19 protein-coding genes are annotated in these 14,851 nt (G+C 69.1%); 14 read left to right on the forward strand and 5 right to left on the reverse strand.

What is annotated here, in order from left to right; all coding sequences use genetic code 11:
- Positions 1-204, forward strand: a 204-nt coding sequence (locus ABZU75_RS05960; protein ID WP_355549966.1) for a DUF3592 domain-containing protein, incomplete at its 5' end; no start/stop codon positions are given.
- Here ABZU75_RS05960 and ABZU75_RS05965 read toward each other — a convergent pair.
- The gene (locus ABZU75_RS05965; protein ID WP_355549968.1) at positions 188-1,072 is read right to left on the reverse strand and encodes an EamA family transporter; all 885 of its coding nucleotides are present in this window, start codon (positions 1,070-1,072) and stop codon (positions 188-190) included. The genes ABZU75_RS05960 and ABZU75_RS05965 overlap by 17 nt on opposite strands.
- Positions 1,073-1,146: 74 nt before the next feature.
- Between ABZU75_RS05965 and ABZU75_RS05970 the strand changes: the two genes are divergently transcribed.
- Positions 1,147-2,115, forward strand: a complete 969-nt coding sequence (locus ABZU75_RS05970) for a LysR family transcriptional regulator (protein WP_355549971.1) — start codon at positions 1,147-1,149, stop codon at positions 2,113-2,115.
- A 112-nt stretch (positions 2,116-2,227) separates the two neighbouring features.
- Here ABZU75_RS05970 and ABZU75_RS05975 read toward each other — a convergent pair whose 3' ends face one another.
- Positions 2,228-3,094: a DMT family transporter gene (locus ABZU75_RS05975; protein WP_355549973.1), complete on the reverse strand. Its 867-nt coding sequence runs from the start codon at positions 3,092-3,094 to the stop codon at positions 2,228-2,230.
- 135 nt (positions 3,095-3,229) lie between these two features.
- Between ABZU75_RS05975 and ABZU75_RS05980 the strand changes: the two genes are divergently transcribed.
- The 5 genes from ABZU75_RS05980 to ccsB are packed head-to-tail and all read left to right on the forward strand — an operon-like array spanning position 3,230 to position 7,872.
- Positions 3,230-3,868, forward strand: coding sequence for a histidine phosphatase family protein (locus tag ABZU75_RS05980; protein ID WP_355549975.1), 639 nt, complete (start codon positions 3,230-3,232; stop codon positions 3,866-3,868).
- 56 nt (positions 3,869-3,924) lie between these two features.
- Entirely contained in the window at positions 3,925-4,494 is a 570-nt protein-coding gene (locus tag ABZU75_RS05985) for a TlpA disulfide reductase family protein (protein WP_355549977.1), read from the forward strand.
- A 27-nt stretch (positions 4,495-4,521) separates the two neighbouring features.
- Positions 4,522-5,256, forward strand: a complete 735-nt coding sequence (locus tag ABZU75_RS05990) for a cytochrome c biogenesis protein CcdA (protein WP_355549979.1) — start codon at positions 4,522-4,524, stop codon at positions 5,254-5,256.
- Positions 5,256-6,914: a cytochrome c biogenesis protein ResB gene (locus ABZU75_RS05995; RefSeq protein ID WP_355549981.1), complete on the forward strand. Its 1,659-nt coding sequence runs from the start codon at positions 5,256-5,258 to the stop codon at positions 6,912-6,914. The genes ABZU75_RS05990 and ABZU75_RS05995 overlap by 1 nt, the downstream gene beginning before the upstream one ends.
- Entirely contained in the window at positions 6,904-7,872 is a 969-nt protein-coding gene (gene ccsB, locus ABZU75_RS06000; protein WP_355549983.1) for a c-type cytochrome biogenesis protein CcsB, read from the forward strand. Before ABZU75_RS05995 ends, ccsB begins: the two co-directional genes overlap by 11 nt.
- 50 nt (positions 7,873-7,922) lie before the next feature.
- Here ccsB and ABZU75_RS06005 read toward each other — a convergent pair whose 3' ends face one another.
- On the reverse strand, positions 7,923-8,222 hold the full coding sequence (locus ABZU75_RS06005; protein WP_350955364.1) for a PLDc N-terminal domain-containing protein: 300 nt from the start codon (positions 8,220-8,222) through the stop codon (positions 7,923-7,925).
- A gap of 191 nt (positions 8,223-8,413) precedes the next feature.
- Between ABZU75_RS06005 and ABZU75_RS06010 the strand changes: the two genes are divergently transcribed.
- Both ABZU75_RS06010 and ABZU75_RS06015 read left to right on the forward strand, forming a co-directional pair.
- Positions 8,414-9,196, forward strand: coding sequence for a hypothetical protein (locus tag ABZU75_RS06010; RefSeq protein WP_355549986.1), 783 nt, complete (start codon positions 8,414-8,416; stop codon positions 9,194-9,196).
- Between the two features lie 10 nt (positions 9,197-9,206).
- On the forward strand, positions 9,207-9,446 hold the full coding sequence (locus ABZU75_RS06015; protein ID WP_355549988.1) for a hypothetical protein: 240 nt from the start codon (positions 9,207-9,209) through the stop codon (positions 9,444-9,446).
- Positions 9,447-9,568: 122 nt separating this feature from the next.
- On the opposite strand, the gene ABZU75_RS06020 is transcribed toward ABZU75_RS06015, so the two are convergent.
- Positions 9,569-9,808 (reverse strand): BldC family transcriptional regulator, encoded by a 240-nt coding sequence (locus ABZU75_RS06020; RefSeq protein ID WP_012887349.1) that lies wholly within the window; start codon positions 9,806-9,808, stop codon positions 9,569-9,571.
- Positions 9,809-10,075: 267 nt separating this feature from the next.
- Between ABZU75_RS06020 and ABZU75_RS06025 the strand changes: the two genes are divergently transcribed.
- A complete protein-coding gene (locus ABZU75_RS06025) occupies positions 10,076-10,273 on the forward strand; it encodes a DUF4229 domain-containing protein (RefSeq protein ID WP_355549990.1) in 198 nt (65 codons plus the stop codon).
- Here the strand turns inward: ABZU75_RS06025 and ABZU75_RS06030 are convergent.
- A complete protein-coding gene (locus ABZU75_RS06030) occupies positions 10,257-11,522 on the reverse strand; it encodes a delta-60 repeat domain-containing protein (RefSeq protein ID WP_355549992.1) in 1,266 nt (421 codons plus the stop codon). The genes ABZU75_RS06025 and ABZU75_RS06030 overlap by 17 nt on opposite strands.
- Before the next feature lie 78 nt (positions 11,523-11,600).
- Between ABZU75_RS06030 and ABZU75_RS06035 the strand changes: the two genes are divergently transcribed.
- The 4 genes from ABZU75_RS06035 to ABZU75_RS06050 all read left to right on the forward strand — a co-directional run bounded on the left by ABZU75_RS06035 (position 11,601) and on the right by ABZU75_RS06050 (position 14,790).
- On the forward strand, positions 11,601-12,326 hold the full coding sequence (locus tag ABZU75_RS06035; protein WP_355549994.1) for a demethylmenaquinone methyltransferase: 726 nt from the start codon (positions 11,601-11,603) through the stop codon (positions 12,324-12,326).
- A gap of 151 nt (positions 12,327-12,477) precedes the next feature.
- Positions 12,478-13,755, forward strand: coding sequence for a geranylgeranyl reductase family protein (locus ABZU75_RS06040; protein WP_355549996.1), 1,278 nt, complete (start codon positions 12,478-12,480; stop codon positions 13,753-13,755).
- Between the two features lie 121 nt (positions 13,756-13,876).
- Positions 13,877-14,236: an NADH-quinone oxidoreductase subunit A gene (locus ABZU75_RS06045; protein WP_350918475.1), complete on the forward strand. Its 360-nt coding sequence runs from the start codon at positions 13,877-13,879 to the stop codon at positions 14,234-14,236.
- Positions 14,237-14,238: 2 nt separating this feature from the next.
- Positions 14,239-14,790, forward strand: coding sequence for an NADH-quinone oxidoreductase subunit B family protein (locus ABZU75_RS06050; protein ID WP_355549998.1), 552 nt, complete (start codon positions 14,239-14,241; stop codon positions 14,788-14,790).
- Positions 14,791-14,851: the final 61 nt, after the last annotated feature.

Below are 14,851 nucleotides of genomic sequence, written 5' to 3' on the forward strand. Positions count from 1 at the left end.
GAGACCGAGTCGGATCTGGGCTCCAACCCGCCGCCGGCCCGTCCGGGCCAGCAGGTCATGGTGGTCTACGACCCCGAGCGACCCCAGCGCGCCCGCCTGGACGGGGTGGGCGGCAGAGGCGTGCTCCTCGGCGTGCTGTTCCTGACCGTCGGGGCGATCATCCTGGTGGTCCCCCTGGTCGTCGCGGTCAGCTTCTGGTTGTGAGGGCGGGGGGGCGGACTCGCGCGGCGGTCGTACGGGCTCGGGTGCTCGCGTAGAGGACGCCGGAGATGATCAGGGTGGCGGCGGCGAGTTTGAGGCCGGAGACGGGCTCGCCGGTGAACAGGGCGGCCGAGGACATGCCGAAGACCGGGACGAGCAGGGCGGAAGGCGCGACCACCGAGGCGTCGTAGCGCTGGAGCAGGAAGCCCCAGATGCCGAAACCACCGAGGGTGGAGATCAGTGCCACGTAGAGCACGGACAGGCTCCCCTCCACCGAGAACTCCAGCCGGGGAACACCCTCCACCAGCAGGGACAGGGCCAGCATGGGCAGGGTCGCGACCGCGCTGATCCAGACCATGAAGCGGAACGAGCTGGGCGGGGCGGCGCTCCTGACCGCGATGTTGCCCACGCTCCAGAAGAACGCCGCGCCGACGACCAGCAGGAACGCGCCGATGGGGCCGCCGGTGCCCAGGTCGGCGGCGATCAGCACCAGGCCGGCGAGCGCGACGGCCATGCCGGTGATCCGCCGCGCGGTGAGCCGCTCCCCCAGCAGCACGACGGCCAGGACGGCGGTGAAGACCGCCTGAACCTGGACGACGAGCGAGGTCAGCCCGGCGGGCATGCCCGCCCGCATGCCCATCAGCAGCAGGGTGTACTGGCCGATGCCGAGTGTGGCACCGGCGACGAGCACCTTCCGCCAGGGCACCCCGGGGCCGCCGACGAACAGCAGCGCGGGGAAGGCGGCCAGGGCGAAGCGCAGCGCCACGTAGAACAGCGGTGGAAAGTGCCGGAGCCCGACCTCCATGACGACGAAGTTGAAGCCCCAGAGGGCGGTGAGGCCGATGGCGAGGAGGAGGTGCCGGGTACGCATACATCCATCGTCGTTTTCAGCGATATTTCAGCACAAGTGAGAATTTCTGGTTTATGTCGTTTAGAGTTGCTTATGTGTTGGATCTCAATCGGCTCAAGGCGCTGCACGCGGTCTCCGTCTACGGATCGGTGGGCGCGGCGGCCGAGGCGCTCATGGTCACCCCCTCCGCGGTCTCCCAGCAGCTCGCCAAGCTGGAACGGGAGACCGGCGCGACCCTGCTGGAGCGCAACGGGCGCGGGGTGCGGCTGACCGACGCGGCGGGGCTGCTCGCCGACCACGCCGGGCGCATCCTCGCGCTGGTCGAGACGGCGGAGGCCGACTTCGAGGCACTGCGAGGGCAGGTCGTGGGGCGGCTCTGCATCGGCGCCTTCCCCACGGCGGCCAGGGGGCTGATGCCCGCCGCGCTGGCCCTGCTGCGTACCCGCCACCCCGACCTGAGGCTCCAGCTCATGGAACGCGAGCCCTCGCGGCAGATCCGCGAGGTGGCCAGGGGAGAGCTCGACCTCGCGGTGATCCAGGACTGGATGAACCGCCCGCTGGCGATCTCCGAGGGGCTGTCCCGGGCGACGCTCTTCGACGACATCGCCGACGCGATCCTGCCCGCGACCCACCCGCTGGCGGACCGCTCCGAGATCGAGCTGGCCGAGCTGTCCGGGGAGCAGTGGATCAGCTCCTCACCGGGCACGGTCTGCCACGACTGGCTGGTCTACACGCTGCGCTCGGCCGAGGTGGAGCCGGACATCGCCTGCATGGCGGATGAGTACCCCACCCAGATGGCCCTCGTCTCGGCCGGGCAGGGGTGCGCGATCATTCCCCGGCTGGGTCGTGACTTCGTCCCCTCCGGGGTGCGGGTCGTCCCGATCAGGTCGCGCCCGACCCGCAGGCTTTATGCGCTCTGGCGCAGTGACGCGGCCCGCCGCCCGGCGATCCGTGCCGCGGTCGAGGCGCTGAAGGCCGTCTCCGCCGATTTCCACATCCCCATCTCCGAGTCCGTCGGGGCGCCGTCCACCGTCCTGGCCGGGAACGTTCACCCGGTCGAGTGAGGATTCGCGGTCACCGCGCCAGGTGCGCCGTCCCGTGAGGCCGAAGACGTGCCCGGGGACCGTGGCAGGCAGCGGATCCAAGGACCTGCAAAGGGCGTCCAAGGGACAAGGCCTAGCTGATGGCGATCGTCACCACGCCGCCGACGATGACGCAGGCGGCCAGCAGCCGCCTGGTCAGGTCGCCCTCGGCCAGCAGCCTGCCGCCGAGCAGCACCGCGACGAGCACGCTGACCTCCCGTACCGGGGCCACCGCGCTGATCGGCGAGAAGGTGAACGCGGTCAGCGCCAGCAGGTAGGAGAGCGGCATCAGCACCGCCGCGCCGAGCACCCGCGTCCAGTGCTCGCGCCAGACGGGCAGGACCAGAGCCCGGCGGTGGCCGCCGAGCACCGGTGCGGTCAGCACGAGGGTGCGGCCGAAGTCGCCGAAGTAGTTGAGCAGGATCGGCGCGACCGCGAAGGCGCTCACCACCTGCTTGTCCCAGACGGTGTACGCCGCGATGAACACTCCGGTGGCCAGCCCGAACCCGATGCCGCTCAGATCCCGGCGGCTGGGCCTGCGCGCCATGCTGAGCAGGAAGACACCCACCCCGATCAGACCGATCCCCGCGATGCCCGCCAGGCCGGGTCGCTCACCCAGGAACAGGACGGCGACCAGGCTGGCCAGCAGCGGTCCGGTGCCTCGGGCGATCGGGTAGACCATCGACAGGTCACCGTGCCGGTAGCCACGCTGGAGGAACATGAAGTAGCCCAGGTGCAGCGTGGTGCTCGCGGCGATCACCCCGAGGTCGGCCCACGAGAGACCGGTGCCGCCGAGGAGGAGATAGCCGAGCGCGACCGGGGTCCAGACCACCGTGGACGCGGCGGCCACCATCCAGACGAAGACGACGCCGTCGGCGTCGGCCGCCTGCTTGCTCAGCAGGTTCCAGCAGGCATGGGCGACGGCCGAGGTGAGGATGAGGGCGAGGGCGAACAGGCTCACGGGGGACCTTTCCGGACCGCCGGACCGCGGAACCTTAGCCACAAACGCCCCAGACCCTACTCGCCTTCGCCACGCGCTCCCAGTGGTCCACCTGACCGGCTGTGGGCCGGTAGCTGTGGGTAGGCTGGCGGAACCATGGCTGAGACCACCGTCGTTCACCTCCTGCGCCACGGTGAGGTGCACAATCCCGCTAACGTCCTGTACGGCAGGCTTCCCGACTACCACCTCTCCGACAACGGCGTGCAGATGGCCGAGACGGTGGCCAAGGCGGTCGCCGGCCGCGACGTCGTCGCGCTGTTCTCCTCCCCGCTGGAGCGCGCCCAGGAGACCGCCGCCCCGCTCGCCGCGACCTTCCACCTGGACGTCACGCTCGACGAGCGGCTGATCGAGGCCGAGAACATCTTCGAGGGTCTCTCCGTCGGCGGAGGAGACGGTGTCTTCCGCAACCCGCGCTTCTACCGCTACCTGTGGAACCCGCTCCGCCCCTCCTGGGGAGAGCGCTACAGCCACCTGGTCAACCGGATGAGCGGCGCGATCAACGCCGCGCGCAGGGCGGCGCGCGGCCATGAGGCGATCATGGTGAGCCACCAGCTCCCGATCTGGATCATCCGGCTCGCCGCTGAGGGCAGGCGCCTGCCGCACGACCCGCGCCGCAGGCAGTGCGCTCTGGCCAGCCTCACCAGCTTCGCCTTCGAGGGGGACCGTCTGATCAGCGTGGGGTACAGCGAGCCCGCGGCGGCACTCGTCAAACGCCCCACTGTGCCGGGCGCCTGACCCCGCCGGTAGAGTGATTGCTCTACCGGTTGTAGTACAGGGAGCCTCCGTCATCCATGCGCGCACAATCCTTTGCCGCCGTCGCGCTGCTCATCGCCGTGGCCGGATGCGCCGGAAACCAGGGGGCGCAGCCGCAGACCGGCGACACCCGGTTCATCGCGGGCGACGGCAAGATCACCCTTTTCCAGGCCGCCGACCGCAAGGTCGCGCCGCCTGTTGAGGGGGAGACCCTCGACGGGGGCACCGCGACGCTCGCCGCACACAAGGGCAAGGTCGTGGTGCTCAACTTCTGGGCCTCCTGGTGCGCGCCCTGCCGGGCTGAGGCGCCGGTGCTCAAGGACATCTCCGCCAAGACGAAGGCGGACGGTGTGGAGTTCCTCGGCATCGACTTCAAGGACCGCAAGGCCGACGCGCTCGCCTTCGAACGGAGCCACAAGTCCGGCTACCCGAGCATCTTCGACCAGCCGGGCAAGGTCGCGCTCTCCTTCCAGGGCACGGTCCCGCCCGCGGCCATCCCCTCCACGCTGATCATCGACCGCCAGGGCAGGATCGCCGCCAGGGCACTCGGCGCGGTCAAGTACAACGACCTCCTCGACGCCGTGACCAAGGTCGGTAATGAGAGATAACGGCCCCGGGCGATGGCTGGGCCCGCGATGAGCGCTGACCTCGTGAGCACCGTCGCGAGCGGTTCGCTGGCGCTGGCGCTGCCGATAGCGGTCGCGGCCGGGCTGGTGTCGTTCCTGTCGCCGTGCGTGCTGCCGCTCGTGCCCGGCTACCTGTCGTACGTGACCGGCATGAGCGCCGACCCCAGGCGGGGGCGCATGGTCGCGGGCATCGTGCTGTTCGTCCTCGGGTTCGCCGCCGTGTTCGTGGCCGGAGGGGCGCTCTTCGGCGGGCTCGGCGCGATGCTGTTCGGCAACGCCGGGATCATCACGCGGGTGCTGGGCGCCCTCACGATCGTGCTCGGCCTGGCCTTCATGGGAGTCATCCCCGGCCTGCAGCGCGACTTCCGCATTCATCGGCTCCCGGCCGCGGGCCTGGCAGGGGCGCCCCTGCTCGGCCTGGTGTTCGGCCTGGGCTGGACCCCCTGCATCGGCCCCACCCTCGGGGTCGTGCTCACCCTCGGCCTGAACGAGGGCAGCGCCGGCCGCGGCGCGATACTCGCCTTCGCGTACGCGCTCGGCCTCGGCCTGCCGTTCGTGGTGGCCGGGCTGGCGTACAGCAGGGCTCTGCGGACCTTCAAGGCGGTACGCCGACACTCACAGCTGATCACGCGGGTGGGCGGCGTCATGCTGGTCGTCGTCGGCGTCCTGCTCGTCACCGGGCTCTGGGAGCAGCTCGTCGCGACGATCCAGGGCTGGGTCGGCGGATTCGAGCCGGTGATCTGATGGGGCACATCGACCCTGGGACGGGAGAGCGAGCGGTGGCCGAGCCGCAGACGGAGACGGTGGCCGCGAGCAGTCCCGAGGCCAACGGGAAGAACGGGAAGAACGAGGAACGGCGGCCCGGGGGAATCGGGGTCGTGGGCTGGGCGCGCTGGTTCTGGCGGACGCTCACCTCGATGCGGATCGCGCTGATCCTGCTGTTCCTGTTCGCCCTGGCGTCCATTCCCGGCTCGATCTGGCCGCAGCGCGGTGTCTCCGACGCCAAGGTCTTCCAGTACTTCGAGGACAGCCCCCGGCTCGCCGAGTGGCTGGACAGGTTCTGGCTGTTCGACGTGTTCAGGGCGCCCTGGTTCGCCGCGATCTACCTTCTGCTCTTCCTGTCCCTGATCGGCTGCGTGCTCCCCCGTACCATGACCCACCTGCGGGAGCTGCGCAGGAAGCCGCCCGCGGCGCCGCGCAACCTGGGCAGGCTGCCGCAGCACGCCTCCTTCGAGGCCCCGCTGACCGTCGAGGAGGCCGCCGCCACGCTGCGTGCCAAGCGGTTCCGGGTGATCACGGGGCCCGGCTGGGTCGCCGGGGAGAAGGGCTACCTGCGCGAGACCGGCAACCTGCTGTTCCACGTGTCCCTGCTCGGCCTGCTGCTCGCGGTCGGGATCGGCACGCTCTACGGCTACCGGGGCAACGTGCTGGTCGTGGAGGGCGAGGGGTTCGCCAACACGGTCGCGGCCTACGACCGCTACATGCCGGGGCAGCAGGTGAACGCCGAGTCGCTGGAGCCGTTCTCCTTCACGGTCGAGGACTTCCAGGCGAGCTACATCGCGAAGGGCGAGAAGACCGGGCAGCCCCTCGACTTCGAGGCCAGGCTCAAGGTCGAGGACGCCCCCGGCGCCCCCGCGCGCGACTACGTCCTCAAGGTCAACGAGCCGCTGAACGTCAACGGCACGCAGAGCTACCTGATCGACCACGGGTACGCGCCGACCTTCAGGATCACCGACGGCAAGGGCCAGGTCGCCTTCGACGGGCCGGTGCCCTGCCTGGTCGTCCAGCCCGCCAACTTCACCTCCGAGTGCGTGATCAAGGTCCCGGACGCGCAGCCGGAGCAGCTCGGTCTCCTGATCGGCTTCCTGCCGACGACGGTCCCGGTGGGCTCGGAGTGGGTGTCGGTCTTCCCCGGCGCCGCCAACCCCACGGCCCAGGTCTACGGTGCCTTCGCCGGTGATCTGGGCCTGAAGGACGGCCGGCCGCAGTCGGTCTACGAGCTCGACCCGGAGAGCCTGAAGAAGATGAAGCCGCTGGTCATGAAGGCGGACCCGCTGGCGGTCAACGAGAAGCTCACGCTCCCGGACGGTATGGGCTCCATCGAGTTCACCGGCGTCAGGGAGTGGATCGCCCTGCAGATCACCCACGATCCCGGCCGGATACCGGCGTTCGTCGCCTCGGTCCTCGCCGTGGCCGGCCTCGTGCTGGCCCTGACCGTCCGCCGCCGCAGGGTGTGGGTACGGGTCCGCGACGAGGCCGGTCGGCCCGAGGGCGAGAGCCGGCAGGTCGAGGTGGGCGGCCTCACGCGTACCGAGGGGGGCGATTTCGACGAGGAGTTCACCGAGATCGTCTCCGCTTTGAACCCAGGAATTCCCAACCCAGGAGTTAAGGATGCCCGTTGAGGTCGATGCCGGCCTCGCCACCCTGAGCGATCAGCTCATCTTGGCGACGGTGCTGCTCTACGTCTTCGCAATGATCGCCTACGCCCTCGACCTGGCCTTCGGCCGGTCCGCGGGGGTGTCGGCCCGCGCGGCGGCGCAGCCCGCGCTCGCCACCGTCGGTGGTGGTGCGGCCCCGGCCGCCCCGGAGTCCGCCCCGGTGGAGGGCGAAGGTCCCACTGACAAGGCGCCCGGTGCCTGGGCGACGCGGGTTGGGCCGGTGGCCGTCGGGCTGAGTTGGCTCGGCTGGGCCGCGAACCTCGGGTCCCTCCTCACCCGGGGCCTGGCCGTGGACCGGTGGCCGTGGGGCAACATGTACGAGTTCGTGGTCGCGATGTGCTTCGCGGCGGTGAGCGCGTTCCTGTTCACGAACCTCCGCTACCGGGTCCGCTTCCTCGGCGCGTTCGTCATGGTCACGGCTGCTCTCGGGCTCGGCTTCGCGGTCCGGTACCTGGAGGTGCAGGCCGGTCCGGTGGTGCCCGCGCTCAACAGCTACTGGGTCCTGATCCACGTGTCGGCGGCGATCGTCGCCAGCGGCCTGTTCCTGATGGCCGGGATCGCCGGCATCCTCTATCTGGTCAGGAAGGACACCGCGGTCCTGCTGCCGTCCCGGCCGCAGTTGGAGCGGGTCGCGCACCGGGCCATCGTGATCGGCTTCCCGATCTGGACCTTCGCCGTCATCGCCGGGGCGCTCTGGGCGGACAAGGCCTGGGGCCGCTACTGGGGCTGGGACCCCAAGGAGGTCTGGGCGTTCATCACCTGGGTCGTCTACGCCGCCTACCTGCACGCCAGGGCCACCGCGGGCTGGAAGGGCAAGGCCGCCACGATCGTGCAGCTCGTCGCCTGCGCCTGCCTGCTGTTCAACCTGGTCGGGGTGAACATCTTCTTCGGGGGCCTGCACTCCTACGCCGAGGTTCCCTGAGTCCGGCGCCGAGCCCCGGCTGACCGGCCACATCGGCCGGTCAGTCGTCGTCAGTCCTCGTCGCGCAGGCGGCGGTCGAGGTCCTTGAGGAAGTCGGGGTCGTCGTCGGGGCCCTTCGGGGCCTCGGGGCGCTGTGGCATGTCCTCCGCCAGGAGCGAGCGGGGCGCCCTGGGGCCGTACGGCCGGCCGAGCAGCAGCCAGAAGAGCCCTCCGACGGCCAGCAGCAGCACCACGATGAGCACCCAGAGGAGCTTGGGCAGGTTTCTGGACTCCTCGTCCGGCGTGGTGATGACGTCGAACAGGCAGTAGAGCCAGAAGGCGAATATCGCCAGACCGACAAGCAGGGGCATGCCCGAACTGTAAGCCATTGTGAGCCCAGTTGCGGTCAGCCCTCCGTTACGGATGACTGGCGAGGGCTCACCCGGTTAACGTAGAACCCGTTGACACTTCCCCAGGGGGTGTGATGGCACAATCGGGCGACAAGGGCCGCCATCGACGGCGGTGGTGGCAGCGAGGTCCGGCCGCGCGTGCGGAGAGTGCTGTGCGGGAAGCTCCGCGTGAGGTTTCCCGCGAGGTTCCCCGTGAGGTTCCCCGCGAAGCGGAGCGCCGGTTCGGGGCGGTCACGGCCCCGGTGGTCGACCGCCCGCAGTACACCTGGAAGGACTTCGAGCTCGACGACGAGCGTCCCCGGGCACAGCCCAACTCTCCGGACACCCCGGATCTGGGTGACGGCCTGCGCCACTGCGGGCGCCTGGAGCGCATTCTGCACCGTCAGTGGGACTCGCGGTGGGAGATCCCGCCTCCGGAGGTCGTGCGGGCGGTGGAGAGCCTGGCCAGGTTGCCCGACCTGCTGAAGGACAAGCTGGCCGACGGTCTCGACGGCATCTACGTCGGCGCGGGCGGGGTGCCCGACCTGGACGACATGGGATACCTGCGCGGTGCGCCGCTGCCCTCGGGCCGGGCGACCTGGGACGTCTGCGCGGGAGCGTACGGCGACCGCAAGATCGTGGTGGGAGATCGCCCCTCGCCCACCCCCGACGTGATGATGCACGAGGTCGGACATGCCCTGGACGATGTGGATGCCCCCCACGGCGACTGGGTCTCCGACTGCCCGGAGTTCGCCGCCCTCTACGCCCAGTGCGTTCCCGTGCTGGCCTCGGGGTTCCATCTCCAGCCGGGCGACCTGGGCCGCAAGGAGTTCTTCGCCGATGCCTTCGCCGCGATCGTCTCCCGGCAGCGCCCCGCGCTGGTCGACATGCTGGGCGGCGACACGCGAATGGCGCTCAACGTCATGTTGTTCTTCAACCGGCGCTACGGAATCTAGGTGATCTGGGATGTACGTCGTCAGGCTCGCTGACGGTACTCTGCGCGTTCCGCAGACCCTGGCCGGCGATGACGGGCGTCTGATCGGCAACGCCTATGTCGAGGTGTCTCCGGGGGATCCCGACTATGACCGCTGGCTGGCCGAGTCGCTCACCGAGGAGGAGTGGGCAGAGCGGCGGCGGCGCTGGTTGGCGGAGAACGACGACCTGGAGCGGGAGTTCCTGGCTTTCAAGGCCGAGCAGGAGACCTAGGCCGGTTCAGGTACGGGTGTGGTCACCGTCCGTGTCGTGTGGCATTTCACACGACTCCACGGTGACCCTGCGGCTTCCGGGTAAGGCGCGCAGGATCACCGATGGTGTGACGTCCTAAGTCGTCAGACGCGCGGGGACTCGCCTGCAGGCCGTTCGGCCGTCAAGACGTCCTCTCCACGCAGAAGGGCGTGCACTTCCGACTCGCGGAAACGCCGGTGCCCTCCGGGGGTACGGATGCTGCTGATGCGGCCTGCCGCGGCCCAGCGTGTAACCGTCTTTGGGTCGACCCGGAAGAGGGCGGCAACCTCTCCGGGCGTCAGCAGACGCTCGCTGCTACTCTCCACAATCTCTCCCCCTCGCATCCCGCTTCCTGCCAGCGGGCGGACAGGTAACCAGTGTGCCGAGCGAAGCCTGATTTATCCGTGGTTTTCAACAAAGATCACGGGTTGTTATCTACTGCCTGCCCGATTGTTATATGATAGAGCCTCTTTGGGACTCTCGTGGGTGTTTCTTTACGAAACTGGTCTGTTGTGAACACTAGCAGCGCTCGCAGTCAATGCGAAGGGCGCTCCCGCAGTCAGCACGGGGTCATGCCTGGGCGATGAGCGGAGTGACGTAGCCTCGACGTTGTGCATCCCGTCATCGTTTACACCGCGTCCCGGGTCGGTCTACTCGCCGTGAGCCTGGGAGTGCTCTATATCCTCGGCCTGCGCCAGCCCCTGGTCCTGCTTGTCGCCGCATTCCTGGTCAGCGGCGTGGCCAGCTACGTCCTGCTCTCAAAGCAGCGGGACGCGGTAAGCGAGCGAATCACTAAGAATCGGGAGTGAGCGGCGACGGGAACATGCCGACTCGGGCATGGTACTCGTGACCGAGCCGGGTTGTGTCACTACCAACGAGTAATCCGCCAGGATGTGCCAGGAATGCCTTGACTCCGATTCCGCGTTCCCGGGTGGGGTTCCATGTCAGGGCCTTGCCGGTGCGGGGGTGGATCGCTCCGATTCCCGGGCGCGCCACCGCTCCGGGTCCCGCCGAGTCGTGGCCGAGCGGGTTGTCCAGCCAGCGCTGGTGCCCGCCGACGTAGACCGCCGCCCCCGTCGCCGCCACCGCGTACAACGAGTCGCCCCCGGTGTGGTTCACCCAGGTGGGTCGTACCTCGCCGCGGGCGCGGGTCTCGAAGCGCGCGGCCGTGTCGCACATCCTGTCCCGCCCCCCGGGACCGCCGGTCGTGACGACGGCGAGATAGCTCCCGTCGGGGGCGAAGTCCAGGCCCCGCACGTAGCTGGGAAAGTCGGCCATGCACCTGCCCCGGTAGGCGCCGGTCCGCCAGGGCGCGACCTTGGCCGGTGACGCGGCGACGTCGATCAGGCCGAGCTGCGGGCGCGACAGGCCGTCGAGGGTGGCGAAGTCGCCGCCGACCGCCAGCCTGCCGTGGCTCAGGGAGAGCGCGTGGACCCTGGTCCTGCCACCCCTGGGCTCGTCCGGCCTGATCGCGAAGGTCGGGTCGACCGAGCCGGTGACGGCGTCCAGCCTGGCCAGTGCGGTAAGGGCGACGGGGCCGACACGGGTGAAGTCGCCGCCGACGTAGAGGTGGCGGCCCAGCCTGGCCAGGCTGGTGACCGTTCCGCCGCGGACCTGGGCGCCGAAGCGGGTCACCGGGGATCCGTCGGACAGCCGGAGCAGGGCCAGACCCCGCGTCTGCGTCTCGTCGGTCGTCGTGAACCGGCCGCCCGCGTAGACGGTGTCGTGCACCCCCGCCGCCAGGGCCTGGACCGGGCGGTCGAGGCGTGGTGCGAAACCGGGCAGCACCCGCCCCGTGGCCAGGTCGTAGGCGAAGAGGTTGTCGCGCGACAGCACCCTCGTGCTCCGGGCCTCGCGTACCTCGCTGAACGAGCCTCCGACCACCACCGTGCCGCCCACCAGCGCGATGGCGTTGACGATCCCGTCGAGCACGTGGGGAGTGCTGTTCACCGGATCGGTCAGGACGACCCTGCTGTGCTCCGTGGTGCCGGCGGCGGCGGTCCCGGGGAGCATCAGGATCAGGGCCGCGGCCGGCAGGTAAGCGGTTCTGGCAAACATTTGACAATTTTTAGCATGCTCCGGGTAATCGAATGACTACTTTCCGTGGATTGTCGGGGCGGGCCTAGGCTTGGTGTCATGACGCGCGCTTCTCTGGACAAGCAGCCGCATGAGGTCGCCGCGATGTTCGATCGCACGGCCCGGCGGTACGACCTTGTCAACGACGTTATCTCCCTGGGCCAGGTCCGGCTGTGGCGTAAGGCGACCGCCGCGGCCGTCGACGCGGGCCCCGGTGAGCTGGTCCTCGACCTCGGTGCGGGCACCGGCACGTCCACCGACTCGTTCACCTCGCTGGGTGCCCGCGCGATCGCCTCGGACTTCTCGCTCGGCATGCTGAGCACCGGGGTCAGGCGCAGGGGCGGCTCGGGCGTTTCCGGCGGGGGAGTGCGGGGTGTCAGCTTCGTCGCGGGCGACGCGCTGCGGCTGCCCTTCGCCGACGACGTGTTCGACGCGGTGACGATCTCCACGGCGCTGCGCAACGTGCAGGACACCGGCCAGGCGCTGCGCGAGATGTATCGGGTGGCCAAGCCGGGTGCGCGCCTGGTGATCCTGGAGTTCTCGCACCCGACGCCGAGGTCCTTCGACCTCGTATACTCGCAGTACCTGATGAAGCTGATGCCGCAGGCAGCCAAGCTCTTCGGTTCCAACGACGACTCCTACGAGTATCTGGCGGAGTCGATCAGGGCCTGGCCGGACCAGGCGGGGCTGGCGAGGATCATCCAGGAAGCGGGCTGGGAACGGGTCGCCTGGCGCAATCTCACGCTGGGCATCGTGGCCCTCCACCGCGGATATAAGCCCGCATAGAAGATTGGCAGGCGATAGCAGTACCCACCTGACACTTTGCCCCGCAAAGGCGTTAGACTTCGGGCCGACAAGTTTGTGAAGACCTTCACAAAGGATCGAAAGGCCCCTTACCCCGAGGCCCCCAAAGATTTTGTAGGACAGGACAGGTCCCGTGACCGTGCCAGCCGCCAGACAGCGGAATGTCGCTGAGGCTGACGCCGACGTCATCGTCGTCGGCGCCGGGCCCGCCGGTTCGACAACCGCTTTTCATCTCGCGCAGGCCGGACTTGACGTCCTGCTGCTCGAGAAGACCACCTTCCCCCGCGAGAAAGTCTGCGGCGACGGGCTGACGCCCCGAGCGGTCAAGCAGCTCATCGCCATGGGGATCGACATCGACGCCCCCGGCTGGGTCCGCAACAAGGGCCTGCGCGTGGTCGGCGGCGGGATGCGCTTCGAGCTCGACTGGCCTGAGCTGGCGAGCTACCCCGACTTCGGCCTGGTCCGCACCCGCCAGGACTTCGACGAGATCCTGGCCGGCAACGCGGCCAGGGCGGGCGTCCGCCTGCTGCAGGGGGTCAACGTCACGGCCCCGGTCCTGGACGACCGCAGCGGGCACATCGTCGGCGTCCTCGCCAGGCAGAACGGCGAGGAGGTCACCTACCGTTCCCGGCTGGTGGTCGCCGCCGACGGGAACTCCACCCGGATCTCCCTGGCCATGGGGCTGCACAAGCGCGAGGACCGCCCGATGGGCGTCGCGGTGCGGACGTACTTCGAGAGCCCTCGCCATGACGACGACTACCTGGAGACCTGGCTGGAGCTGTGGGACGGCGACACCCTGCTGCCCGGCTACGGCTGGATCTTCGGCGTCGGCGACGGCACGTCCAACGTGGGCCTCGGGCTGCTGAACACCAGCGAGTCCTTCAAGGGCATGGACTACCGCGACCTGCTCAAGCGCTGGGTGAAGGGCATGCCCGCCGAGTGGGGCTACGTCGAGGAGAACATGACGGCCCCGATCAGGGGCGCCGCGCTGCCGATGGCCTTCAACCGCCAGCCGCACTACACCCGGGGTCTGGTGCTGGTGGGCGACGCCGGCGGGATGATCAACCCGTTCAACGGCGAGGGCATCGCGTACGCGATGGAGAGCGGCCACGTCGCGGCCGAGATGATCGTCCAGGCACTGGGCAGGGTCACCCCCGCCCAGCGGGAACGTGTGCTGCGAGCCTACCCGCAGACGCTGAAGGACGCCTACGGCGGCTACTTCACGCTCGGCCGGGGCTTCGTCGAGCTCATCGGGCACCGTGGTGTGATGAACTTCGCCACGCGTCACGCGCTGCCGCACCCCCGCCTGATGAGGTTCGCTCTCAAACTCCTTGCTAATCTCACCGACCGGCGGGGTGATGCGTCGGATCGCATCATCAACGCCCTGTCGAAGGTGGCGCCACCGGCATGAGCTCAACGAACGCCGAACACCTGGGACCCGGGGCGATGATCGTCCTGCCTAGACTTTCGAAATACACCAACATGCAGAGCTACGCGCGGGCGCGCGTGGAGATGGGAGAGGAGGCGTAGCGATGGAGCTGTACGCACCCATCCTGGTGCTCGCCGTTCTCGCGGCGGGATTTGCGGTCTTCTCAGTGACGATCGCCCCCTTCACCGGTCCCAAGCGCTGGAACCGCGCGAAACTCGACGCCTACGAATGCGGTATCGAGCCGACGCCCCAGCCCGTGGGCGGAGGTCGCTTTCCGCTGAAGTACATGGTCACCGCGATGCTGTTCATCGTGTTCGACATCGAGATCATCTTCCTCTATCCGTGGGCTGTCGCGTTCGACCAGCTCGGGATGTTCGGGCTGGTCGAGATGGTGCTGTTCATCGTCACCGTGCTCGTGGCCTACGCGTACGTGTGGCGCCGCAAGGGTCTGGACTGGGACTAGATATGGGACTTGAAGAGAAACTTCCGAGCGGGTTCATGCTCAGCACGGTCGAGCAGGTCGCCGGCTGGGCACGCAAGAACTCCGTCTGGCCGGCCACCTTCGGTCTTGCCTGCTGCGCCATCGAGCTGATGTCCACCGGTGGTCCCAAGCACGACCTGGCGCGCTTCGGCATGGAGCGCGCTTCGGCGTCTCCGCGCCAGGCCGACCTGATGATCGTGGCGGGCCGGCTGTCGCAGAAGATGGCCCCGGTGCTGCGCCAGATCTACGACCAGATGGCCGAGCCCAAGTGGGTCATCGCCATGGGCGTCTGCGCCTCCAGCGGCGGCATGTTCAACAACTACGCGATCGTGCAGGGCGTCGACCACGTCGTCCCCGTCGACATCTACCTGCCCGGTTGCCCGCCGAGGCCCGAGATGCTCGTCGACGCGATCGTCAAGCTACACGACAAGATCCAGAACACGAAGTTCGGCGCGCATCGCGCCAAGCAGATCGACGAGCTCGAACTGCAGGCACTGCGGACGTTGCCGCTGATCGACCAGGGAACCGCCAAATGAGAAGCGGTGAGCGACCGATGGCGCGAAGCGGATTCACCGCGGCCCGCGCGGCGAACGAGGA

Origin of the sequence: Streptosporangium sp. NPDC005286, from assembly GCF_040607515.1 — a bacterium.
Classification (GTDB): domain Bacteria; phylum Actinomycetota; class Actinomycetes; order Streptosporangiales; family Streptosporangiaceae; genus Streptosporangium.

Excerpts from the sequence above, each read along its gene's own strand:
- ABZU75_RS05965 (WP_355549968.1), bottom strand. The coding sequence starts at position 1,072 with ATGCGTACCCGGCACCTCCTCCTCGCCATCGGCCTCACCGCCCTCTGG.
- ABZU75_RS05980 (WP_355549975.1), top strand. The coding sequence starts at position 3,230 with ATGGCTGAGACCACCGTCGTTCACCTCCTGCGCCACGGTGAGGTGCAC.
- ABZU75_RS05985 (WP_355549977.1), top strand. The coding sequence starts at position 3,925 with ATGCGCGCACAATCCTTTGCCGCCGTCGCGCTGCTCATCGCCGTGGCC.
- ABZU75_RS05990 (WP_355549979.1), top strand. The coding sequence starts at position 4,522 with ATGAGCGCTGACCTCGTGAGCACCGTCGCGAGCGGTTCGCTGGCGCTG.
- ABZU75_RS05995 (WP_355549981.1), top strand. The coding sequence starts at position 5,256 with ATGGGGCACATCGACCCTGGGACGGGAGAGCGAGCGGTGGCCGAGCCG.
- ccsB (WP_355549983.1), top strand. The coding sequence starts at position 6,904 with ATGCCCGTTGAGGTCGATGCCGGCCTCGCCACCCTGAGCGATCAGCTC.
- ABZU75_RS06005 (WP_350955364.1), bottom strand. The coding sequence starts at position 8,222 with ATGCCCCTGCTTGTCGGTCTGGCGATATTCGCCTTCTGGCTCTACTGC.
- ABZU75_RS06015 (WP_355549988.1), top strand. The coding sequence starts at position 9,207 with ATGTACGTCGTCAGGCTCGCTGACGGTACTCTGCGCGTTCCGCAGACC.
- ABZU75_RS06020 (WP_012887349.1), bottom strand. The coding sequence starts at position 9,808 with ATGCGAGGGGGAGAGATTGTGGAGAGTAGCAGCGAGCGTCTGCTGACG.
- ABZU75_RS06030 (WP_355549992.1), bottom strand. The coding sequence starts at position 11,522 with ATGTTTGCCAGAACCGCTTACCTGCCGGCCGCGGCCCTGATCCTGATG.
- ABZU75_RS06035 (WP_355549994.1), top strand. The coding sequence starts at position 11,601 with ATGACGCGCGCTTCTCTGGACAAGCAGCCGCATGAGGTCGCCGCGATG.
- ABZU75_RS06045 (WP_350918475.1), top strand. The coding sequence starts at position 13,877 with ATGGAGCTGTACGCACCCATCCTGGTGCTCGCCGTTCTCGCGGCGGGA.
- ABZU75_RS06050 (WP_355549998.1), top strand. The coding sequence starts at position 14,239 with ATGGGACTTGAAGAGAAACTTCCGAGCGGGTTCATGCTCAGCACGGTC.